Raw genomic sequence first — 21,450 nt, forward strand, 5'->3', positions numbered from 1 at the left:
TCCTGGTGGTCCGTTGCTGTACTGGACCGGAACTCTGTAGCCCGAATGAGTCGGTCAAGGGTGTCGGGGCGTTAAATGTTTGTCAACCAGACCTTTAGAAATCTGGCGGCAACACGCCCCTCGTACGGTCGCCGTCATGAGCACATACACGGCCACTGTCGGCGGCGAGCGCCACCGCTTCGACTCCCTCGCGCGGCTGCTCGCCGCCGCGAGCCCCGAGCGCTCCGGCGACCGTCTCGCCGGGCTCGCCGCCGGCAGCGCCCGGGAGCGGGTGGCCGCGCGGTGGGCCCTCGCGGAGGTGCCGCTGGCGACCTTCCTGACCGAGCCGGTGATCCCGTACGAGAGCGACGACGTGACCCGGCTGATCCTCGACACGCATGACGCGGCCGCCTTCGCGCCGGTGGCCGGGCTGACGGTCGGAGAGCTGCGGGAGTGGCTGCTGGCGGCGGACGGCCAGGCCCTGACGGCGCTGGCCCCCGGGCTGACGCCGGAAATGGTCGCGGCCGTGTCCAAGCTGATGGGGAACGCCGACCTGGTGGCCGTCGCCCGCAAGGTGCGGGTGGTCACCGCCTTCCGCTCGACGATCGGCCTGCCGGGCCGTCTGGCCACGCGACTGCAGCCCAACCACCCGACGGACGACCCGGCGGGAGTGGCGGCCGCGTTGCTCGACGGCCTGCTGCTCGGCTCCGGCGACGCGGTGATCGGCATCAACCCGGCGACGGACAGCCCGAAGGCCGTACGGGACCTGCTGGAGCTCCTCGACGGTGTCATCGGCCGGTACGCGATCCCCACCCAGTCCTGCGTCCTGTGCCATGTCACGACGAGCGTGGACCTGATGGAGCGGGGCGCACCGGTGGACCTGGTCTTCCAGTCCATCGCGGGCACGCAGGCGGCGAACGCGTCCTTCGGCGTCACGCTGGGCCTGCTCGACGAGGCGTACGAGGCGGCGCTCGCGCTGGACCGGGGGACGGTCGGCCGCAACGTCATGTACTTCGAGACCGGCCAGGGCAGCGCCCTGTCGGCGGACGCGCACCACGGGGTGGACCAGCAGACGGTGGAGGCGCGGGCGTACGCGGTGGCGCGCCGCTACGACCCGCTGCTGGTGAACACGGTGGTGGGCTTCATCGGCCCGGAGTACCTGTATGACGGCCGCCAGATCCTCCGGGCGGCCCTGGAGGACCACTTCTGCGGCAAGCTGCTCGGCCTGCCGATGGGCCTGGACATCTGCTACACGAACCACGCGGACGCCGATGACGACGACGTCGCGACCATGCTGACGATGCTCGGCGTCGCGGGCGCGTCCTTCGTGATCTGCACGCCGGGCGGCGACGACATCATGCTCAACTACCAATCGGCCTCGTACCACGACGCGTTGTACGTCCGCGAGGTGCTCGGTCTGCGCCCGGCACCGGAGTTCGAGGCCTGGCTGGAGTCGAGCGGGCTGCTGGACGAGGGGGGCGGGATCCGCGAGGTGGCGTCCCATCCGCTGACGGCGATCGGAAGGGAACTTGCGGCATGACGGAAACTCAAATCGCTGTGGCCACAGATGACTTGTGGGTCGCCATGCGCCGGCACACCCAGGCCCGTATCGGCCTCGGCCGCGCGGGCTCGGCGCTGCCGACCCGCCACCGCCTTGAACTCCAGACCGCGCACGCGGCGGCTCGGGACGCGGTGCACTCGCCGTTCGAGCCGGAGGTGGTCGCGGCGGGTCTGGGCGCGATGCCGACGGTACGGGTGCGCAGTGCGGCGGGTGACCGGCTGACGTATCTCCAACGTCCCGACCTGGGGCGGCGGTTGGATGCGACGGACCGCGCGCATCTCCCCGGCGGCGACTGGGATGTCGTGTTCGTCGTTGCGGACGGGCTGTCCAGCCGGGCGGTGCACGAGCACGCGGCAACGATGGTGCGGGAGACGGTGGCGCGGCTGCCGGGGTGGAGCGTCGCACCGGTGGTGCTGGCGGAACAGGCACGGGTCGCTCTCGGTGACGACATCGCGTCCGCGATGGGTGCGGCGATGGTGGTCGTCCTGGTCGGGGAGCGTCCCGGAATGTCGGCGGCGGACTCGCTGGGGGCGTATCTGACGTACCGGCCGGTCCCGGGTGTGACCACGGACGCGGACCGCAACTGCCTGAGCAACATCCGGCCGCCGCTGGGGCTGACGTATGAGGTGGCGGCGGGGAAGTTGGCGGGGTTGATGGGGAGGGGGCGGGAGTTGGGGCGGACGGGGGTGGAGCTCAAGGACGAAGACGATCAGATTGATGTGATCGATCGGCCACTCTGAGTGGTGGCTGGTCTGCATCAAGGGGAGGGCGCATCATGACACTGATGACTGAGCGACCGACGATAAGCCGCACCGAGCCCCGCAGCTTTGAGGGTCTTCTGGACGCCCTCGACGAGCTGGTTGTGCCCGACGGCTACAAGGCCGAGATCATCACGGGGAGCATCGTCTTGTCGCCGTGGTCGAAGTCTTATTACGAGGACGTCATGGAGCTGGTCTGTGATCAGCTGCGTCCGCATCTCCCCGAGGGACACCGCATCAGCGTCGGCCCGTTCCTCTACGTCTTTCCAGGGGACGAACGCGCGTACGGGCCGGATATCCACGTATCGCCCCGACGAATCTCCCGGACGACCAGTACCCGTCGGGACGGCGAGGCCTTGCTCCTGGCGTGTGAGCTGACATCCATGTCCACCCGAGACGACGACCTGACGGACAAGGTCATGGTCTACGGAAGGGCCGGAGTTCCCGTCTACCTCCTCCTCGACATGCAGGAGGAGCTGGCAACCGTGTTCTGGAACCCCTCGTCCAAGGGATACGAGTCACGGGACACCAGGCCGTTCGGGGAAAGGCTGTCCATCCCAGCTCCTTTCGACTGTGTCCTCGACACCTCGGGCTTCCAGGCCCCGCAAGCGGAACCCGAAGACCAGCCCGAGACCTGACGTACTCAACCGGTCATCGAGCCCCGCAGCACCCCGACCAGCCGCCGCACCCCCTCCGCCCGCCCCTCGACCTCGCTCCGCTCCGGCCACCGCACCTCGACCCCGACCTGCTCCGCGAGCGTCACCAGCGTGGCGATGAAGCCCTGGACGAGCGCGTCGATCACGACGCTCCCCGTGCGGTCCCACCACTCGAGCATGGCGTTCACGAACCCCTCGAAGGCGGGCGGGTCGATCTGGCACTCGTCGTTGCGCATCGGGCCGAACCCCGAGGGAACCTCCAGCAGCCCCTCGTAAACCCGCACGTTCGCCAGAAACATCTCCGACGACAAGGTCCCCGGATTCCAGACGGGCTCTCTGTCCACCTCGTAGTACTGGCTCATCGCGGCCCCCGTTTCGCTCGACGGCCGGGCAGCGTAACCGGGCCCCTCCCCGGATCGCCCCTGGTTTTCCGGTTCACGCCCCGGGCAGCACCAGCCCCAGCGCCCCCTCCCGCACCGTCCACGTCCGCCTCCGTACCGGCCCCCACACGCCCGCATCGGCCCGGTAGCGGAAGTCCGCGCCGGAGACGCTCACGGTCCGGCCCTGGGCCCGTAGCGGGGAGGCCTCCGCGCCCACCGACAGCGGGCGTACCTCCACCTCGGCCACCCCGCAGGAGCCCGGCGTCACCGACACCGCCTCCACCGGCTGGTCCAGGTCCAGCAGGGTCACGCCGTCGACCTCCACCCGCAGCCGGGCGGGCCGGGGTGGCGGGACCGTGGTCTCGCGGGCGGGGACCAGGGTGCGTACGAGGGACTGGGCCGTGCGCAGCCAGGGGCGACCCGCCTCCACCGACTGGGTGTGCCCGGTCACCGGCGGGATGTGGAGCGCGCCCAGCACCACCCCGTCGCTCTCGTCCACCAGCAGGTCCAGGCGCCGCTCGGCCCCGTCCAGGACCGCCCTCGCCGCCGCCACCGCCCCCGTGGGGACCCCCAGGGAACGCGCCACGGACAGCAGACTGCCCACCGGCACCACCGACAGTGCACAACCGGCCAGCTCCCGCTGCCGGTGCAAGAGGGACACCGCGCGGACCAGGGCACGGTCGTCGCCCACGACCACCGGCCGTCTCGACCCCCGCCGGGCCAGTGCCCGGGCGAACTCCTCCGGGCCGTCCGGCAGACACACCTTGGTGTGCGCACCCGCGCTGAGCACGTCTTTTGCGATGCGTACCGACTCCCCGTCCGTCCGCCGGGCGACCGGATCGATGACCACCAACAGCTGATCGGAAGTCGCGGAAGTCACCACCTCGGTCCTGCCTCGCTTCCTCGGGTAGCATCTTTGTGCAAGAGCCCCTTGCGCTATTGCGCCAGGGGCTTCGTCTATTCCGGGGCATCCGGTCCGACGGTTTGCGGCCAACGACGGCCGCGGTGCACGCGGCGGTGAACCTTACGCGTACGCCCCTGACCTTGGACATGCCCCGCCCGGAAGGGGTGTACGCGCGTGCCCGCACTTGTGCTGCTCGGTGCTCAGTGGGGTGACGAAGGCAAGGGAAAGGCGACGGACCTGCTAGGCGGATCCGTCGACTATGTGGTGCGCTACCAGGGCGGCAATAACGCCGGCCACACGGTAGTCGTGGGCGACCAGAAGTACGCCCTTCACCTGCTCCCTTCCGGAATCCTGTCCCCGGGGTGCACCCCGGTCATCGGCAACGGTGTCGTCGTCGACCCGTCGGTCCTGTTCTCCGAGCTGAACGGGCTGAACGAGCGCGGCGTCGACACGTCCAAGCTCCTGATCAGCGGTAACGCTCACATCATCACGCCGTACAACGTGACGGTGGACAAGGTGACCGAGCGCTTCCTCGGGAAGCGGAAGATCGGGACCACCGGGCGCGGCATCGGCCCGACCTACGCGGACAAGATCAACCGCGTCGGTATTCGTGTACAGGATCTCTACGACGAGTCCATCCTCACCCAGAAGGTGGAGGCGGCCCTCGACGTCAAGAACCAGATCCTCACCAAGCTCTACAACCGCCGCGCGATCGCCATCGACCAGGTGGTCGAGGAGCTGCTGGGCTACGCCGACAAGCTCGCGCCGTACGTCGCCGACACGGTCCTCGTCCTCAACCAGGCGCTGGAGCAGGACAAGGTGGTGCTGTTCGAGGGCGGCCAGGGCACGCTGCTCGACATCGACCACGGCACGTATCCCTTCGTGACGTCCAGCAACCCCACCGCGGGCGGCGCCTGCACCGGCGCCGGTGTCGGCCCCACGAAGATCAGCCGGGTCATCGGCATCCTGAAGGCGTACACGACCCGTGTCGGCTCCGGCCCCTTCCCGACCGAGCTGTTCGACGAGGACGGCGAGGCGCTGCGCCGCATCGGCGGCGAGCGGGGCGTGACGACCGGCCGTGACCGGCGTTGCGGCTGGTTCGACGCCGTCATCGCCCGCTACGCGACCCGGGTGAACGGCCTGACCGACTTCTTCCTTACCAAGCTGGACGTCCTGACCGGCTGGGAGGAGATCCCGGTCTGCGTGGCGTACGAGATCGACGGCAGGCGCGTCGAGGAACTCCCGTACTCGCAGTCGGACTTCCACCACGCGAAGCCGGTCTACGAGACCCTGCCCGGCTGGTCCGAGGACATCACCAAGGCGAAGTCCTTCTCCGACCTGCCGAAGAACGCGCAGAACTACGTCAAGGCGCTCGAGGAGATGTCGGGCGCGCCGATCTCCGCGATCGGCGTCGGCCCCGGCCGGGACGAGACGATCGAGATCAACTCGTTCATCTGACCGCATCCGCCCGCTGGGCGTCGTTCACCAGCCCACCGCCGTCCGGCCGTCCGTGCCGGGCGGCGGTGGGCTGTTCACTTTCCTGTCGGGAAAGTACGTGCTACTTTCCTGTTAGGAAAGTACGTCGGCCGTAGAAGGGCGGAAACCGATGGAGCCCGACGAGGCACAGGCCGCACTGGACCATGTGCGCCTGAGGCAGAAGCAGTCCCATGCCGAGTACCTGGGATACGAGTTCTCCCGCGGGCGGCTGCTGGTGTCGGCGCTGATCGTGTTCGTCTCCTTCGCCTCCTTCGACCTGCCGAACCCGTGGGGCGGCGCGGTCCTGTTCCCGGTGGCGGCGGTGCTGGCGTGGCAGTTCGCGCTCTATCTGCGCCGGGCACGCGTTCGTGTGACGCTCAGCGGACGTGCCGCTGTGCTGTCGGCCTGCGTCGGCGCGGCCCTGGTGGGGCTGTTCACCGTGCTGTCGGACGCCGCGCACGCCGGCGGAGTTCCCGTGCCGCACACGGTCGCCGCTGCCGTGGTGTGTGCACTGGGTCTACTGGTCGTGCGCCGCGCGCCGGCCGCCGGTGCGCCGCCCGGAGAGCGGGGCGACACCTGATGGACAGTGACTTCAACGAGTTCCTGCACGTGCCTGCGCGGCTGGCGATCGTCGCTCTGCTGGCGCCGGTGCGCTGGGCGGAGTTCGGGTTTCTGCGGGAGTCGCTGGAGACCAGCGACTCCGCACTCTCCAAGCAGCTGTCCGCGCTCGTCACCGAGGGGTACGTCGAGGTCCGCAAGGAACGGGGTGTGGGCATCCGCCGCACCCTGGCACGGCTGACCCCCGAGGGGCGCGCGGCGTTCCGGCGGCATGCCGCCGCACTCGAACGGATCGCCGCGCTGGCCCGCGTGAGCGAGCAGCCGGGCGAGGACTTCTGACCGACGTACGACGTACGAGACCGATGCATGGCTGATACGGGGATGAAAGGCATGATCGAGGTACAGGAACTGACCAAGTACTACGGGAGAACGCTCGCCGTCGATGCGCTCTCCTTCCGTGTCGAGCCGGGCCGGGTGACCGGGTTTCTCGGGCCCAACGGCGCGGGCAAGTCCACGACCATGCGTGCCATGACCGGCCTCGACCAGCCGACCTGACCGCGCGGCTGGAGCGGTACCGGCCACCCGTGACCGGCTGGTGCAAGGGCGCCGCCGGCGTCCTCCTCGCGGCGAGCGAGATCTGTCAGGCGGCCGGACGGGGTGACTGGCTGGCGGGCTAACCGCTCGGCTCCCTCGTTGCGGCCGCGACCGCTCTGGCCGACGGTCCGGTGGAGCTGTCGGTCTGCCACGGCACCAGCGGCGTGGTCCAGGCTCTGCTGACGGCCTCGGCGTTCACCGGCGCCACGGGGCTCGTCGACCGGGCCCGCGCCTACCAGGGCCGGGTGCTCGACCTCGCACGCCGCCACGGGTTCTACACCGGCGCCGCGGGCCGTACGTCGCTGGTCGGCTATCTGCTCGGCTGGTCCGGCGTGGCCGACACCGACCTGATGCTCGCCGCTCCGGCCGCCGCGCACGGGATACCGACCGCTCTGACCTGTTAAGCAGACACCGGCGTGCGCTGCTCGATCGTGCTGCCCATCGCCCCCACCCGGCCGGAACAGGCCGTCACCTTCGCCAACTTGGTCCACTGGACACGGGCCGAGCGGCTTTGGCAGGGGCAGTCCAGATCATCGACAACCACCAACTGGTCAGCTGGCTCGCGGGGATCGGCATCCGCGTCCCCAGCGGCTTCGGCGTCAACCTGACCCCGCTGCGGTCGCCCAGCCACGCGGCCATGGAGGCCCGGTCGACCGCGCTGACCACCGGCCTCCCGGTCGTCGCCGCGTACGGGCCCGGGGGCGTGGAGTACCAGCGCGGCGTCATGGGAGAGCCGTACGGCAGCCCGCTGAAGGCCGTGCGCGAGTACGTCCGGGAGGCTCCGGCGTGAGCTTCGCGGCATCCGCGGCGTACGCCGGGCCGACGGCGGTCTCCGAGGCCGTCCTCCCGCTGTCCGATCCCAACCTCGGCCTGAGCACGGCGGAAGCCGGGAACGTCCAGCAGTGGCTGAAGAGGTTCTGGGGTTTCAGCGGCCGCGTCGACGGGGTGCTGCGGCCCGACAGCTGGATGGCGTTCCAGCGCTGTCTGCGGGCGAACTGGGGTTACACGGGAGCGGTCAACGGCGTCGTAGGCACCGACACGGTGGCGGCGCTGCAGCGCATGCCGGCGGCCCGCTACGGCTACACGGGCCCGACCGAAGGCGTCGTCGACCAGGCCACCCGGACGGCGTTCAGACGGTTCGCCGACGGTGACGGACCGGTCGGCAGCCGTCCGGACTGACGGTCCGGGACCAGTCATGGACTTCTTTGACCGGTCCATGACCTGTTACTGGTTCTTTGCAGAGGGGGCGGGCGCAACTATCTACGCGGGTAGCCCGCCGCCGTCCCGCGTCCCTCTCCACCTCTCTCCAGTTCCAGGAGCCCCACATGCCCGTCAGTCCCCTGAACCGCCGGGAGTTCGTGAAGAAGTCGGCCGTCACCGGTGCGGCGGTGGCCGCCGCGGGAGCGATCGGCACCGGCACCGCCGAAGCCGCCGACCAGAAGCCGGGGAAGTCCCCCAAGACCTGGACCTTCTCCATCCTGGGCACCACCGACCTGCACAGCCACGTCTTCGACTGGGACTACTACAAGGACGCCGCCTACAGCGACAAGGCAGGCAACTCCGTCGGTGTGGCCCGTGTCGCCACCCTCATCAAGCAGCAGCGCGCGGCCAAGGGCGAAGAGCACGTCCTGCTCGTCGACGCCGGCGACATCATCCAGGGGACCTCCCTCGCGTACTACTTCGCCCGGGTCGACCCGATCACCGGCAAGGACGGCAAGAAGGGGCCGAGGCACCCCATGGCCGTCGCCATGAACCACATGCGCTACGACGCCGCCGCCCTCGGCAACCACGAGTTCAACTACGGCATCGACACGCTGCGCAAGTTCGAGAAGCAGTGCCACTTCCCGCTGCTCGGCGCGAACGCCCTCGACGCGAAGACCCTGCGGCCGGCCTTCCACCCGTACACGGTGAAGCGCATCTGCGTGCCCGGCGCCCCCGACATCAAGGTCGGCATCCTCGGCCTGACCAACCCCGGTATCGCGCTGTGGGACAAGGACAACGTCAGCGGAAAGATGGTCTTCCCGGGCCTGGTCGAGCAGGCGAAGAAGTACGTGCCGCGGCTGCGCGCGATGGGGTGTGACGTCGTCTTCCTGACGGACCACTCCGGGCTCGACGGGTCGACCTCCTGGGGCGACGCGCTCCCGTACGTCGAGAACGCCTCCAACCTCGTCGCCGAGCAGGTCCCCGGCATCGACGCGATCCTGGTCGGCCACACGCACAAGGAGGTCTCCTCGTACACCGTCAAGAACGAGGAGACCGGCGAGGACGTCCTCCTCTCCGAGCCGTACTGCTGGGGCTACCGCCTCACCGTCTTCGACTTCGAGCTCGAACTGCACCACGGGCAGTGGAAGGTGACGAAGAAGACGGCCCAGACCCTCGACCCGAAGGGCGTCGAGGAGGACCCGGAGATCACCAAGCTCCTCAAGGCCGACCACGACCTCGTCGTCAAGTACGTCAACACGGCCGTGGGCACCTGCACTCAGGACCTCCCGGCGGCGGAGTCCTGCTGGAAGGACGTCCCGATCATGGACTTCATCCACGAGGTCCAGATGCAGTCGGTGAAGGCGGGGCTGTCGACGAGCGACGCCGCGCTGCCCCTGATCTCGGTCGCCGCGCCGTTCAGCCGCACCGCCGACATCCCGGCCGGGAGCGTGACCATCAAGGACATCGCCGGGCTCTACATCTACGACAACACGCTCTACGGCAAGAAGCTCACGGGCGCCCAGCTCAAGGACTACCTGGAGTTCGCGGCGAAGTACTACTACCAGGTCCCCTCGGGCACGAAGGTCGACACCGCGACGCTGACCAACGCCAACAACTTCTGGGACTACATGTACGACACGGCCGCCGGCGTCTCGTACGACATCGACATCGCACAGGCGGAGGGTTCGCGGATCAAGAACCTCACGTACAACGGCAAGGCGGTCGCCGACGACCAGGTCTTCGTCGTCGCGGTCAACAACTACCGCGCGAACGGCGGCTCCGGCTACCCGCACATCGCCACCGCCGACATCGCGTACAGCTCGACCAACGAGATCCGCCAGCTGATGATCGACTACGTGACGGCCAAGGGTGCGTTGGACCCGAAGGACTTCGCGGTGACCAACTGGAAGCTGACGCAGGACGGGACGGCGGTGTTCTCGTAGCCCGCCCTTCCTCTCGTAGCCTTCTCTCATGATTCTGGCGACGGTTCGCGAATGGGACGACGAGGAGGGCTGGGGGGTCCTCGATTCCCCGGAGACGCCCGGCGGGTGCTGGGCCCACCTCTCCGCCGTGGAGGGGGAGGGATTCCGGTCTCTCGCGGCGGGGGAGAAGGTCACCCTGGAATGGGAAGCCGCTGAGCAGGACGGCTTTCAGTACCGGGCTGTCCGGGTGGTCGTCGGCGACTGAAGCAGTCTTGAGCCCGTGGTTGAGGGGCGCCCGTTCGGCGGGCGCCCCTCACTCGCGTCAGCGCGAAAACGCCCCCGCGTGCGCCCCTGCCCACTGGGCGAACGTCCGCGCCGGGCGGCCCAGGACCTTCTCCACCGTCGGGAGGACCTCCGCGCCACGGTCGCTCTCCAGCGTCCGCTGCATGATCGCGTCGACGACCTCGGGCGGGAATCCGTACTCGGTCATTCCCGCGCGGGCCGCGTCGTCCGGGACCGGGCGGACGTGCAGGTCGCGGCCCAGGGTCTCGCCCAGGATGGCCAGTTCCTGCCTCGGGGTCAGGGACTGCGGGCCGCTCAACTCGTAGGCTGCGCCCGCGTGTTCGTCGGCCGAGGCCGCCGTGAGGGCCAGTGCTGCCACCTCCGCCAGGTCCGCCGGGTCGATGCTCGCCGCCGGGCGGTCCGCGAAGGGGACGGCCACTTCGTCGCCCGCGCGCAACTGCCCCGCCCACTGCAGGGCGTTCGACATGAAGCGGCCGGGGCGCAGCAGGGTCCACGCCCAGTCGCGGGCCGGGTCCGTCACGGCGGCCTCCGCCTCTGCGTGCCAGCGGGCGATCACGTCCGCGCCCGCGTCGGCGCCCGCGTCCAGGACGGACAGCTTCACCAGGCGTCGCACCCCCGCCCTTGCCGCCGCCTCGGCGAGCGCGAGGTCGTGGGTCGGGCCGGGGGCCGTGCCGACGCCCTGCGCCGACATCAGGAAGGCGCCCTCCGCGCCCGCGAACGCGGCGTCCAGGCTCGCCGGGTCGTCCGCGTCGCCGTACACCGCCTCGGCGCCGGCCGGGAGCTCCGCCCCGGCCGGGCGGCGGGTCATCGCCCGTACCGGGTGGGCGGCGGCCGTCAGCCGCCGTACCAGCTCGCCGCCCACGTGCCCTGTCGCCCCGGTCACCAGGATCATCGCCGTCTCCTCTCGTCGTGACCCCAGCCTGCGCGCGCCGGCCGCCCGCCGCGTCGCACGCGGGGATGCAGCTGTTCTGCTCCTTGGGGAGTAGGGAGCACCCACGAGGCATAACAGGGCATGGTGTACAAGTCGGGCATACGGTGGACGTGTACACGTGTCTGCGCCGACCCGAAGAAGGTGAGAGTCATGCGTGTACTGCTCAGGGCGCACTTCGACACGGAGAAGTCGAACGAGGCCATCCGGAACGGCACCCTCGGGAAGATGATCCAGTCGTCGGTGGAGCAGATCAAGCCCGAAGCGGCCTACTTCACCGCCGACGAGGGCGAACGCACCGCCTTCCTGGTCTTCGACCTGCAGGACGTCGCCCAGATCCCGGTCATCAGCGAGCCGTTCTTCCTCAACCTGGGTGCCAAGATCGATTACACCCCGCTGATGAACCTCGAGGACGTGGAGAAGGGCCTCTCCCAGTCCCAGTTGCACTGATCGCGTGTGATCAGCCCGACCAGCCCCGCGCGACCTCGGCGAGCGCCGTGACCAGACGGGAGCGGGCCGCCGGGGTGGAGCGGAGGCTGTAGCTGTTCTCCACGTGCAGGAAGTCGACGCCCAGGTCGGCCGCCGTGCCGGCCTGGACGTTCGTCCTGCCCTCCAGCCCGCCGCAGTCGCCGGACCAGGCCCGGCAGACCGTGAAGCCCTGCGCCTCGATCCGGTCGGCCGCCGTGCGGGCCGTCGGTGTGCGGCCGGCGGGACCCGTCGAGAGCACCACGTCGTGGCCCGGGGAGCTGTCATCGGCGAACCCGTGCACCTGGAGGCCCGGGATACGCCGGGTGACCAGCGCGTCGCACACCTCGTTGAAGACCGTACGGCTGCGGTGGGCCATGTCGGCCGTGCGGCCCTGGGCGGCGTCGCGGGGTGCACCGGCGAGGACGAGCACGCCGCCGGGCACCCGGGCGAACAGGTCGGCGCCGATCAGCTCGGTGTGCAGGTCGGAGCGCGGGTGCGGGATCTGGACGCTCCAGCGGACCGGGGTGCTGAGGTCCACGTAGACCCTGCCCCAGCCGCGACCCGTCCCCACCCCGTGCTCGGTCGGCTCGGCGATCTCGGCCACCTCGCGGCCTGAGTCCGCCAGTTGATGCCTCGTCAGGCGGTAGTCGATCTGCCGTAGCAGGTGCTGCGCGGCGATGGAGCGACGGCCTCGCAGGGTGCCCGTCACGGCCTCGGCCACGGCCGTGCGTTCGCTGCGGGTGGGGGTGCGGTAGCCGCCGTTGCGGGGGAAGTGATCGACGTACTCACGGAGTTCGTCGGTGAGGCGGAGCCTCGGGCCGGGGGCGGGGGAGTCCGGGGTGAGAAGGGCGTATGTCGTCGGCACGGCGGCCGCCGTGCCGACCGCGGCGAGGGCGATCAGGAGCGCGCGGCGGCGCGGCTGGAATTCGCTCGCGAATTGCATGATGCGCCGAGCCTAGACCCTGGTTGCCCAGGAATGGCGTGGGGTCGATCACAGTGGCAACCGGGCATTGATTTGCTCGCGTTGATGAACCTGTCCGCTCTTTCCTTCGTCTTGCAGGATGCTTACCCGGGCCTTTCGGTCCGGGGAAATTCACCTGCCCTTCTGGTCCCCTGCTCAGGAGTGATTTCATGCAGGCATCAGTCGGGCCTGCCCGTCGCCGACGCCTGCTGCGGCGAAGGCGTGTGGACGTGCCGTTGCTCGGCGGTCTCCGGCCTCCCGCAGCGGTTCTGCTGCTCTTGTCGGTTTCTGTTTCCCTGCTTGCCCGGTGCGCGGTCGGGAAATCCGAAGACCAGGCGGTTTCAGGCGCGATCGTCGATTCACAGGGCGATATCGCCGTCGATTCCGCCCGTTCTCTTGGCCCCTGCCTGAAGCAGAGTTCGGCGGATCTGCACGACACCGTTTCGCTGCTGGAGCGGGGCGGGCGGCAGTCCCCGGACGCCGTGCCGGCCTCCCTTGCGTCTGCCTTCGGCAAGTGACGCGGACTCGCCGTCGTGGCCGCCGCCTCGCACTCGTCGAACGCAACGTCCGGATGGGCCGGCTCGTCCCTGGCCTCGACCTCGGCGGCGAGGACCGCGACCCCGACGCGCTCACCGCCGACCTGGGCGAGCGCCTCCTGGAGCGGCTCGCGCAGCTCCCGGCGGCCGACGGCCTCACCCTCTCCGCTCAGCGCACGCGCAGCACCGATTCCGGATACGGATACGGATACAACGAAGGCAACGACCTGTGACCCCCGCCGACCTCAGCCCCGACATGGCCGCGATCGCCATCGGACTCGGCTTGTTCTTCTCGCTGATCTGCTACCTCACCACGCACCTCTCGCCCGGCGGCATGATCACCCCCGGCTGGCTGACGCTGACCCTGTTCGCGGACTGGCGGCTGTTCATGATGGTGCTCGGGGTGAGCGCGGTGACGTACGGCTGCACACGGGTGCTGCAGCGCCTGGTGATCCTTTACGGCAAGCGGCTGTTCGCGGCCGTGCTGATGTGCGGTGTGCTGATCCAGGGGGCGCTGTCTCTCGCGCTCCGGCACCAGTTCCCGTACCTCTTCAGCCAGACGCTCGGCTACATCGTGCCCGGCCTGATCGCCTACCAGCTGGTGCGTCAGCCGCCGCGCGCCACGCTGCTGGCGACCACCTCGGTCACGGTCTGCGCGTACATCGTGCTGGCCACGGGCGCACTGCTGGCCGAGCTGCCCGGCGTCTGACGATCCTCCGAGCCTCAGCTGAAGACGATCATCGACCCCTGGGCCAGGCTCCGTGTCGCCGCCGCGTGCAGGCCGAGCCACACATGGCGTTCGCGGGCGAAGGGGCTGGGGTCGTACGGCGCGGGGACGGCGGGCTCCTCCAGCTCCGTGGGGGCGCGCGGTGGTTCCGGTGGCGTCGGAGGGTTGGCCGGATCTATGCCGATCGACGGGGCGACGTACTCCAGTTCACGCAGCAGGGCCTGGGCAGAGCCCAGCGGGCCGCCGCCGGCGAGGAGCTCGTCGTTCGACAGGGGCTGGGGGAAGTCCACGGGGACGTAGGCGCCCGCGTGGTCGTAGTGCCAGACGAGGTGCGACTGCTGGGCCGTCGCCTCGAACATCTCCAGCAACTGCTCGTAGTCGCCGCCCAGTTCGTCGACCGGCGTCACCGGCAGCCCGCACACCTGGAGCAGGTAGACACGGCGCAGGAAGTGCAGCGCGTCGTAGTCGAAGCCGGCCACCGGGGCGACCTCCCCGGACAGGCCGGGCATGTACTGGTACACCGGCACCGGAGGCAGCCCGGCGGCGGCGAGCACGTTGTTGTACTGCGCGAGTTCCTCGGCGAACGGATTGTCGGGGGTGTGGCACAACACGTCGACGAGCGGTACCAGCCACAGGTCACAGGCCAAAGAAGGCTCCTCACACGGCAAGTCGGTCAAGGCAGGGTAATCGGTGTCGCCTCAGGTCAGCTCCCATCGTGCAGGTCCCATACCCAGACCCCGGCCACCCACTTCCCGTCCCAGCCGACAAGTTCGGAAACGGCCCTGCGCAGTGCCTCGTCGTGCGGCCCGGGCGCCACGACCAGGGCTCCTGCCCTCCAGTAGGCGAAGTCGCGCCGGGCCTGTGCCCGCCAGGTCGCATCGAGCTTCGGGACCACGCCCGTGTCGCCGACGTCACGCAGCAGGTCGGAGGTGTAGCGGGGGGAGGCGCCGTAGATGCCGATGCGGTCGTTGCCGTAGGGGCCGTTGAAGTAGCCGCCGGGGAGCCTGAAGCCGAGGCCGGCCTGCTGCTGCCAGTGCAGCGCCTCCGCGTCGCCGGCGTCGGGCAGCGGCACCGTGACGAGGGACTCGCGCCCTCGGACGTACGACTGCCATGCCCCGTCGGTGAAGAAGGCGGGCGTCGCGGGGCGTTCGGCCGTCTTCAGCGGGGCCGGGACCAGCGGGAGCAGGGCCAGGCAGACGCCGAGCAGGCCGAGGTACTGGGTGCCCAGGGCGCGGGTCGCCGTCAGCCGGTCCAGCGCCACGGCGAGCAGCATGCCGAGCGCCGGGGCGCAGATCATCGCGACCCGGCCCTCGATGACCGACTCGAACAGCGGCAGCTTGGCGAGCAGCGCCCACGGCCCCGGGTAGACCTTGTCCGTCATCGGGATGCGGAACTCGGGGCCGAGCGAGAGCAGCGCTGCCCCGACCGCCGTCACCGCCAGCGCCTTCACCAGGGCCTGTTCCCATAGCCGTACGACGATCGCGAAGGCGAGGAGGACCAGCGGCCAGCCGTAGAAGGCGTTCTGCTCGGTGGGGTTGGGAGAGAGGGCGTTCGCCCGCTGGGCGCTGCCCGCGACCAGGGAGCGTTCGGCGAAGGAGAGCAACGCGAGGGGGCTGTTGCCCGAGTTGTTGCTGTGCGGCATGTGTGCGTAGCTCTGCGGCCCGGCGAACTGCCAGACCAGCGGATACGCGACGATCGGAAGACAGACGGCGGCGGCGATCGCGAGCCCTTTGAGGAGGGGCCTCCAGACAACGCGGGCCACATCCCTGCGGACCAGGCCGTAGGCGGCCGCGAAGAGGCCCATGCCGATAGCTGCGAGCAGCAGGGGCTCCTCCCCGAGAAAGACCTGGTACGCCACCATCAGGCCGAGCACGATCCCGTGCCGCACGACCGCGCCCTTCAGGGGCGCGGGGAACTGCGCGACCAGCCACGACCGGCCTGCAGACGACCGACGACCCATCCCGGCGCCATCCGCGAAGCGAAGCGCCCGATCAATGATCAGCGGGATCATGAACAGCACCACGAAGTTGGGGTGCGCGTTCGCGTGACTGACCATCGGCGGCGCAAACGCCGCCAACGCCGCACCGACGAAGGCCGCGGCCCGCCGCCGTACGACGCGTTTCACGATCAGCCAGTACCAGGCGGAGCCCGTCGCCGCGAGGCCCAGCGTCATCACGACGCTGAGGGAGACCGCCGGGCCCGCCAGGAGGGTGAGCGGGGCGAACGGCACGGTGAGGCCGAGCATGACCGTGTTGGCCATGAGGTTCACGCCGTCGGGGAAGCCCTGCAGGTCGGAGAAGAGGGGGTTGTGCAGGTGGGCGAGGTTGTGGGCGGTGACGTCGAAGAACCACTCCCACTGGTTCTGGTCCTGGAGGGAGTCGGGGAGGTAGCGGTGGTCCGGGTCGAACAGACGGCCCGAGTACAGGGCCATCGACATGAGGAGGAAGAGGGTGACGGCGAAGACGTCCGCGGGGCGCAGGGACCGGGCGCGTAGCCGGGTCAGTTCGGCGAGGACCCGGGCGTAGTCGAGGTGGCGCAGTTTCGAGCCGGGCTGGTGGGACCAGCGGACGGGGACCTCGGCGACCTGCCAGTCGGCGCGGTGGAAGTGCCGCAGGACCTCGACGTCTATGCCCCAGCCGTTGACCCGGGAGGCGGCGAAGGCCTCGCGGGCCTTCTCGCCGTCGAAGAGCTTGAAGCCGCACTGGGTGTCCCGTATGCCGGGCACGGTGGTGCGGCGTATGAGTAAGTTCCCTGCGCGGCCCAGCAGTTCGCGCAGTGGGTGCTGACGGTTCCCGATCGTCGCGCCGGGCACGGAGCGGGAGCCGATCGCCGCCGCGTTCCCCTCGCCGAGCGCCTTGTCGAGCTGCTCAAGCTCCTCGACCGGGGCCGCGAGATCGGCGTCCGTGACCAGTACGCGCCGTCCGCGGGAGGCGGCGACGCCCAGGCGCAGGGCGTTGCCCTTGCCGTGGTGACGAGCGCTGGTGACGAGCTGGACGCGGGGCTCCTTCAGTCCCGTGACGACGTCCCGCGTGGTGTCCGTCGACCCGTCGTCGGCGACGACGACCTCCCACTCGCCCCACCGGCCCTCGTTCTCGCGCAGATAGCGGATGACGGCGTCGAGGGTCGCGCCGAGGCGCTGTTCCTCGTTGAAGGCGGGGATGACGACGGTGAGGTCCACGGCCCAGGCAGGTGTGCTCCCGGCCGGCTTGCTCATCCGTCCGCCAGCCGCTCGATGAGGGCCAGCGAGTGTTGGTTGTACGAGGTGACGATCGCCCGCGCCGTCCTGGTGTCGCGTTTGGCCAGGGCGTCGACCAGGTCGGTGTGGCCGGACCACAGGGCCCCGCGCAGATCGGACAGCCGGCGCAGATGCTGCGCCGCGCACACCCAGGACTGGACGCGCAGCCGGTGCAGGAAGTCGGCCAGATAGGGGTTGCCGAAGAGGGTGCCGAGCTCGTGCCAGAAGCGCAGGTCGTAGCCGATCAGCACGGTGAGGTCGCCGGCCAGCGAGGCCCGCTGCGCCTCCTCGCCGCGGCGCCGGACCCCGGCGAGGGCGGCGACGGCACGGGTCTCGTCGTGCGGCGGGAATCGGTCCTGGTCCTTGTCCAGGGCGATGAACATGCCGTCGGTGACCAGGCTGCGGGCCTCGACGATGCCGCGGTAGTCGGCGACCGAGTACTCGTGGACGTGGAAGCCGCGGTGCTGGTCGGCGTCGAGGAGTCCCTGCGCGGACAGGTCGACGAGCGCCTCGCGCACGGGCGTCGCGGAGACCCCGTACTGCTCGGCGATCTCCTTCACCGTGAACTCCTGACCCGGCTGGAGCCGCCCCGCGAGAACCTCGTCGCGAAGCGCGTCGGCGATCTGCTGCCGCAGGGTGCTGCGGGTCACGGAGCCGTTGCCGCTGCTGCCGGGCATGTGTCGGGCGTCTCCTCGTCGCGGTCGGGTGGCGTACACGTACATATCTACGAGCACGCCACCTTACGCGTTCGACCTCCCGCTGTTTACCCGCGTAGCTGTGGTCGTCCGGTGCGGCACCTGAGCGGCCGCAGGCGGCTACGCCGTGTACTCGTCGGCCACCGACAGCGCCGCGTCCAGCGCCGCGAGGCCCTCCTTCAGCTCGGCCTCGCTCACGTTGCAGGGCGGCACGACGTGGGTGCGGTTCATGTTGATGAAGGGCCAGATGCCGTGCTTCTTCGCGGCGGCGCCGAAGGCGGCCATCGCCGCGTTCGCCTCACCGGCCGCGTTGTACGGCACCAGCGGCTCGCGCGTCTCCTTGTTCTTCACCAGGTCCAGCGCCCAGAACATGCCGACACCCCGCACCTCGCCGACACTCGGGTGCCGCTCGGCGAGCTCGCGCAGCGCCGGACCGAGGACGGTCACGCCCAGGTGCCCGGCGTTCTCGACCACACCCTCCTCCGCCATGACGTTGATCGTCGCGACGGCGGCGGCGCAGGCCAGCGGGTGCCCGGAGTACGTCAGACCGCCCGGGTAGGCGCGCTTGCCGAAGGTCTCGGCGATCGCGCCGGAGATGGCGACCCCGCCGAGGGGCACATAGCCGCTGTTCACGCCCTTGGCGAAGGTCATGAGGTCGGGTACGACACCGAACAGGTCGGCCGCGAACCACTCGCCGGTCCGCCCGAACCCGGCCATGACCTCGTCCAGGACGAAGACGATGCCGTACTTGTCGCAGATCTCCCGCACACCGGCGAGGTAGCCGGGCGGCGGCACCATGATCCCGGCGGTGCCCGGAATCGTCTCCAGGATGATCGCGGCGACCGTGGCCGGCCCCTCGAAGGCGATCGTGGTCTCCAGGTGCTCCAGCGCCCGCGCGCACTCCTGCTCCTCGGTCTCGGCGTAGAAGCGCGAGCGGTAGAGGTACGGCGCCCAGAAGTGCACGACCCCGGCGGCCGCACCGTCGGAGGCCCAACGGCGCGGGTCGCCGGTGAGGTTGATCGCCTGCTGGGTGCCGCCGTGGTAGGAGCGGTAGGCGGACAGGACCTTCGGCCGCCCGGTGTGCAGCCGCGCCATCCGTACGGCGTGTTCCACGGCGTCCGCGCCGCCGTTGGTGAAGAAGATCTTGTCCAGGTCGCCCGGGGTCCGCTCGGCGATCAGCCGGGCCGCCTCCGAACGGGCCTCGATCGCGAAGGCGGGCGCGAACGTCGTCAGGTGTGCGGCCTGCTCCTGTATCGCGGCGACGACCTTCGGGTGCTGGTAGCCGATGTTGGTGTAGACGAGCCCGCTGGTGAAGTCCAGGTACCGCTTGCCGTCGTAGTCCCAGAAGTACGACCCCTCCGCACCGGCGACGGCGAGCGGGTCGATGAGCTCCTGCGCGGACCAGGAGTGGAACACATGAGCACGGTCCGCGGCCTTCACTGCGGCGCCGGCCTCGGGGTTTGGCTGAGGGGTCATGACGGCGAGCGTAGGAGCCCGCGGTGCCTGCTCGGTATCGGCTTCCTGTCTGGCATGTGGGGGTTTCCGCGACAGGTTGTCGGGCCCGCGGCTCGGCGGGGGTGTCGGCCGCGGCGTTACGGAACCGTAGACACCGCTCCCGGCGACTACCCCCGCGACCGCACTATTCTCGGTCTGTTGCACCTACGGGGGGAAGGCGGCGCAGCCATGGAGAAGCTCGCAGCGGGGGACCCGCAGCGCATCGGGGCGTACCGGCTGCTGGCCCGGCTCGGCGCCGGGGGCATGGGGCATGTGTATCTCGCCCGTTCGGACCGGGGCCGTACCGTCGCCGTGAAGCTGGTGCGGGAGGAGCTGGCCGCGCAGGAGGAGTTCCGGGCGCGGTTCCGGCAGGAGGTGCAGTCCGCGCGGCAGGTCGGCGGGCACTGGACGGCGCCCGTGCTGGACGCCGACACGGAGGCCGCGGTGCCGTGGGTGGCCACCGGGTACGTCGCCGGGCCCAGCCTGCAGCAGGTCGTGGGGCGTGACCACGGGGCGCTGCCCGAGCGCTCGGTGGGCATCCTCGCGGCCGGGCTCGCGCACGCGCTGCAGGACATCCATGCCGCCGGGATCATCCACCGCGATCTGAAGCCGTCCAATGTGCTCGTCACCATCGATGGGCCGCGGGTCATCGACTTCGGGATCGCGCGGGCGCTGGAGACCGTCACGGACGGCGGGCTGACGCGGACCGGCGCGCTCGTCGGGTCGCCCGGCTTCATGGCCCCGGAGCAGGTGCGCGGCGACCGGATCACGCCCGCGTGCGACGTCTTCTGCCTGGGCTCCGTGCTGGCCTACGCCGCCACCGGCCACCTCCCCTTCGGCAGCGCCAACAGCGGTGTGCACGCCCTGATGTTCCGCATCGCCCAGGAGGAGCCCGACCTGGAGGGGGTGCCCGAGGGCATCGCCGACCTCGTACGGGACTGCCTGAAGAAGGACCCGGGCGCGCGGCCGACGCTGGAGGCGGTGCTGGAGCGCACGGGGGCCGAGGACACCGTGCTCGGCGGACGCTCGCGCGACCCCTGGCTCCCGAGCGCACTCGTCGCCCAACTCGGTCGTCACGCCGTGCAGTTGCTGGACGCGGAAGACCCCGAGGAGGGTGCGGCGGTGCCCGGCGGACCTTCGCTGCAGAAGGCGGCACCCGAGGCCCCGCCCGAGCACGCCTCCGCCGCCGACGACTCCGCACCGGAATCCGGCACACCCGCCGGACCGCCCCCGCCCGGGCAGCCGGGCAGCGGCGCCCCGCTGAACCACCTGCCCACGATGGTCTCGGGCCAGGGGGCACCGACACCGCCGCCCGCCCCCGAGCAGACACCCCCGGCCTACGGCTATCCGCAGCAGCACCCCCAGCAGCCCGCCTACGGCTACCCGCCGCAGCAGCCCGGCGCCTACGGCTACCCCCAACAACCCGGCGGCTACGGCGGCCTCGGCTCCACCCCGCCCTACGGCCCGTCCTACACCGGCCCGGTCCCGCACGCCCCGCAGGAACCGCCCCGCCGGAGCGGCCGTTCCACCGCGGCGCTGATCGCCGTCGCCCTGATCGTCGCGCTCGGCGCCGGCGGCTCGGTCTACGCCCTCATGAACGGCGGCGGCGACAAGGCGGACAACAAGCCGAGCCTGGCCCCGACCACCGGTGCACCCTCGCAGCCCGAGCCGAGCGGGACGACCCCGACGACCGCGCAGCCCACCACCTCCGCACCCTCGGACGGTGCGGTCCCCACCGGCTATCTGGGCACCTGGACGGCCACCATCACCAACGCCGACGGCGAGAACACCCGCGAACTCACCATCCAGCAGGGCAAGGTGGGCGACGCGGTCCTCTCCCTCGTCGCCGACGGCCCCACCAGCAGCGGCACCTATCACTGCGTGTTCCAGGCCGATCTGACCGCGGCACCGGGCAGCGACGGCCCCCTGGAGATCGGCCCGTCCACCGTGACGTCCGGCGACTCCGGCTACTGCAAGCCGGGCGACGCCACCGAGATCAGCTTGCTGCCGGACGGCAGCCTGCAGCGCGAGAACACCAGCAACGGCGAGAAGCTGGAGTACACCAGGCAGTGACGCGCGTCAGGGGCTGACGGGCACCCTTGTGCCGTAGTG

The 21,450-nt window shown here is 70.5% G+C and carries 24 protein-coding genes and 1 pseudogene; 17 read left to right on the forward strand and 8 right to left on the reverse strand.

The genetic code is table 11. From position 1 onward, the window contains the following. Positions 1 to 136 precede the first annotated feature (136 nt). The 3 genes from IH68_RS0132655 to IH68_RS0132665 are packed head-to-tail and all read left to right on the forward strand — an operon-like array spanning position 137 to position 2,936. On the forward strand, positions 137 to 1,519 hold the full coding sequence (locus IH68_RS0132655) for an ethanolamine ammonia-lyase subunit EutB (RefSeq protein WP_030942200.1): 1,383 nt from the start codon (positions 137 to 139) through the stop codon (positions 1,517 to 1,519). Further along, a complete protein-coding gene (eutC, locus tag IH68_RS0132660; RefSeq protein ID WP_030942202.1) occupies positions 1,516 to 2,280 on the forward strand; it encodes an ethanolamine ammonia-lyase subunit EutC in 765 nt (254 codons plus the stop codon). The genes IH68_RS0132655 and eutC overlap by 4 nt, the downstream gene beginning before the upstream one ends. Before the next feature lie 35 nt (positions 2,281 to 2,315). Beyond that, on the forward strand, positions 2,316 to 2,936 hold the full coding sequence (locus IH68_RS0132665) for a Uma2 family endonuclease (RefSeq protein ID WP_037885623.1): 621 nt from the start codon (positions 2,316 to 2,318) through the stop codon (positions 2,934 to 2,936). A gap of 5 nt (positions 2,937 to 2,941) precedes the next feature. Here IH68_RS0132665 and IH68_RS0132670 read toward each other — a convergent pair whose 3' ends face one another. Both IH68_RS0132670 and IH68_RS0132675 read right to left on the reverse strand, forming a co-directional pair. Then, a complete protein-coding gene (locus IH68_RS0132670) occupies positions 2,942 to 3,316 on the reverse strand; it encodes a DUF6086 family protein (RefSeq protein WP_051833847.1) in 375 nt (124 codons plus the stop codon). 73 nt (positions 3,317 to 3,389) lie between these two features. After that, positions 3,390 to 4,217 carry a diacylglycerol kinase family protein gene (locus IH68_RS0132675; RefSeq protein ID WP_030942207.1) on the reverse strand — a complete coding sequence of 276 codons (828 nt, stop codon included), beginning with the start codon at positions 4,215 to 4,217 and terminating at the stop codon, positions 3,390 to 3,392. 195 nt (positions 4,218 to 4,412) lie between these two features. Here IH68_RS0132675 and IH68_RS0132680 point away from each other — a divergent pair, with 195 nt between their 5' ends. From IH68_RS0132680 to IH68_RS0132725, 9 genes and pseudogenes are all read left to right on the forward strand, one after another. Then, positions 4,413 to 5,696 carry an adenylosuccinate synthase gene (locus IH68_RS0132680; protein ID WP_030942209.1) on the forward strand — a complete coding sequence of 428 codons (1,284 nt, stop codon included), beginning with the start codon at positions 4,413 to 4,415 and terminating at the stop codon, positions 5,694 to 5,696. A gap of 148 nt (positions 5,697 to 5,844) precedes the next feature. After that, complete coding sequence (locus IH68_RS0132685) at positions 5,845 to 6,294, forward strand: hypothetical protein (protein WP_051833848.1); 450 nt, start codon at positions 5,845 to 5,847, stop codon at positions 6,292 to 6,294. Then, positions 6,294 to 6,611 (forward strand): transcriptional regulator, encoded by a 318-nt coding sequence (locus IH68_RS0132690; protein WP_030942213.1) that lies wholly within the window; start codon positions 6,294 to 6,296, stop codon positions 6,609 to 6,611. Before IH68_RS0132685 ends, IH68_RS0132690 begins: the two co-directional genes overlap by 1 nt. Before the next feature lie 51 nt (positions 6,612 to 6,662). Continuing rightward, positions 6,663 to 6,824, forward strand: a pseudogene (locus IH68_RS53795) (ATP-binding cassette domain-containing protein); the annotation flags it as partial. 173 nt (positions 6,825 to 6,997) lie between these two features. Continuing rightward, positions 6,998 to 7,270, forward strand: a complete 273-nt coding sequence (locus IH68_RS0132705; protein WP_030942215.1) for a lanthionine synthetase LanC family protein — start codon at positions 6,998 to 7,000, stop codon at positions 7,268 to 7,270. 107 nt (positions 7,271 to 7,377) lie between these two features. Further along, positions 7,378 to 7,656 (forward strand): hypothetical protein, encoded by a 279-nt coding sequence (locus IH68_RS50390; protein ID WP_030942217.1) that lies wholly within the window; start codon positions 7,378 to 7,380, stop codon positions 7,654 to 7,656. Then, a complete protein-coding gene (locus IH68_RS0132715) occupies positions 7,653 to 8,045 on the forward strand; it encodes a hypothetical protein (protein ID WP_051833849.1) in 393 nt (130 codons plus the stop codon). Before IH68_RS50390 ends, IH68_RS0132715 begins: the two co-directional genes overlap by 4 nt. A 146-nt stretch (positions 8,046 to 8,191) precedes the next feature. Next, complete coding sequence (locus IH68_RS0132720; RefSeq protein WP_030942221.1) at positions 8,192 to 10,012, forward strand: bifunctional metallophosphatase/5'-nucleotidase; 1,821 nt, start codon at positions 8,192 to 8,194, stop codon at positions 10,010 to 10,012. A 28-nt stretch (positions 10,013 to 10,040) separates the two neighbouring features. After that, a complete protein-coding gene (locus tag IH68_RS0132725; RefSeq protein WP_030942224.1) occupies positions 10,041 to 10,256 on the forward strand; it encodes a cold shock domain-containing protein in 216 nt (71 codons plus the stop codon). Between the two features lie 57 nt (positions 10,257 to 10,313). Here IH68_RS0132725 and IH68_RS0132730 read toward each other — a convergent pair whose 3' ends face one another. Beyond that, positions 10,314 to 11,186, reverse strand: a complete 873-nt coding sequence (locus IH68_RS0132730) for an NAD(P)H-binding protein (RefSeq protein ID WP_030942226.1) — start codon at positions 11,184 to 11,186, stop codon at positions 10,314 to 10,316. Between the two features lie 189 nt (positions 11,187 to 11,375). Here IH68_RS0132730 and IH68_RS0132735 point away from each other — a divergent pair, with 189 nt between their 5' ends. Further along, on the forward strand, positions 11,376 to 11,672 hold the full coding sequence (locus IH68_RS0132735; protein WP_030942227.1) for a hypothetical protein: 297 nt from the start codon (positions 11,376 to 11,378) through the stop codon (positions 11,670 to 11,672). A gap of 10 nt (positions 11,673 to 11,682) precedes the next feature. Here the strand turns inward: IH68_RS0132735 and IH68_RS0132740 are convergent, their stop codons facing one another. Continuing rightward, a complete protein-coding gene (locus tag IH68_RS0132740; RefSeq protein WP_051833850.1) occupies positions 11,683 to 12,633 on the reverse strand; it encodes a hypothetical protein in 951 nt (316 codons plus the stop codon). Between the two features lie 188 nt (positions 12,634 to 12,821). Between IH68_RS0132740 and IH68_RS55575 the strand changes: the two genes are divergently transcribed. The 3 genes from IH68_RS55575 to IH68_RS0132755 are packed head-to-tail and all read left to right on the forward strand — an operon-like array spanning position 12,822 to position 13,896. Continuing rightward, positions 12,822 to 13,169, forward strand: coding sequence for a hypothetical protein (locus tag IH68_RS55575; protein ID WP_159403749.1), 348 nt, complete (start codon positions 12,822 to 12,824; stop codon positions 13,167 to 13,169). Then, on the forward strand, positions 13,166 to 13,420 hold the full coding sequence (locus IH68_RS0132750) for a hypothetical protein (protein ID WP_159403750.1): 255 nt from the start codon (positions 13,166 to 13,168) through the stop codon (positions 13,418 to 13,420). The genes IH68_RS55575 and IH68_RS0132750 overlap by 4 nt, the downstream gene beginning before the upstream one ends. Then, positions 13,417 to 13,896: a poly-gamma-glutamate biosynthesis protein PgsC/CapC gene (locus IH68_RS0132755; protein ID WP_030942235.1), complete on the forward strand. Its 480-nt coding sequence runs from the start codon at positions 13,417 to 13,419 to the stop codon at positions 13,894 to 13,896. The genes IH68_RS0132750 and IH68_RS0132755 overlap by 4 nt, the downstream gene beginning before the upstream one ends. A gap of 14 nt (positions 13,897 to 13,910) precedes the next feature. Here IH68_RS0132755 and IH68_RS0132760 read toward each other — a convergent pair whose 3' ends face one another. The 4 genes from IH68_RS0132760 to IH68_RS0132775 form a co-directional block, all read right to left on the reverse strand. Beyond that, complete coding sequence (locus IH68_RS0132760; protein WP_030942237.1) at positions 13,911 to 14,561, reverse strand: hypothetical protein; 651 nt, start codon at positions 14,559 to 14,561, stop codon at positions 13,911 to 13,913. A gap of 56 nt (positions 14,562 to 14,617) precedes the next feature. After that, positions 14,618 to 17,128 carry a dolichyl-phosphate beta-glucosyltransferase gene (locus tag IH68_RS0132765; RefSeq protein WP_030942239.1) on the reverse strand — a complete coding sequence of 837 codons (2,511 nt, stop codon included), beginning with the start codon at positions 17,126 to 17,128 and terminating at the stop codon, positions 14,618 to 14,620. Next, entirely contained in the window at positions 17,125 to 17,826 is a 702-nt protein-coding gene (locus tag IH68_RS0132770) for a GntR family transcriptional regulator (protein WP_030942241.1), read from the reverse strand. The genes IH68_RS0132765 and IH68_RS0132770 overlap by 4 nt, the downstream gene beginning before the upstream one ends. 138 nt (positions 17,827 to 17,964) lie before the next feature. Further along, positions 17,965 to 19,320: an aspartate aminotransferase family protein gene (locus tag IH68_RS0132775; protein ID WP_030942243.1), complete on the reverse strand. Its 1,356-nt coding sequence runs from the start codon at positions 19,318 to 19,320 to the stop codon at positions 17,965 to 17,967. 207 nt (positions 19,321 to 19,527) lie between these two features. On the opposite strand from IH68_RS0132775, the gene IH68_RS0132780 reads away from it, so the two are divergent. Continuing rightward, positions 19,528 to 21,411, forward strand: coding sequence for a protein kinase domain-containing protein (locus IH68_RS0132780; protein WP_030942245.1), 1,884 nt, complete (start codon positions 19,528 to 19,530; stop codon positions 21,409 to 21,411). Positions 21,412 to 21,450: the final 39 nt, after the last annotated feature.

The organism is Streptomyces sp. NRRL S-646, from assembly GCF_000720765.1.
In the GTDB taxonomy this organism is placed as follows: domain Bacteria; phylum Actinomycetota; class Actinomycetes; order Streptomycetales; family Streptomycetaceae; genus Streptomyces.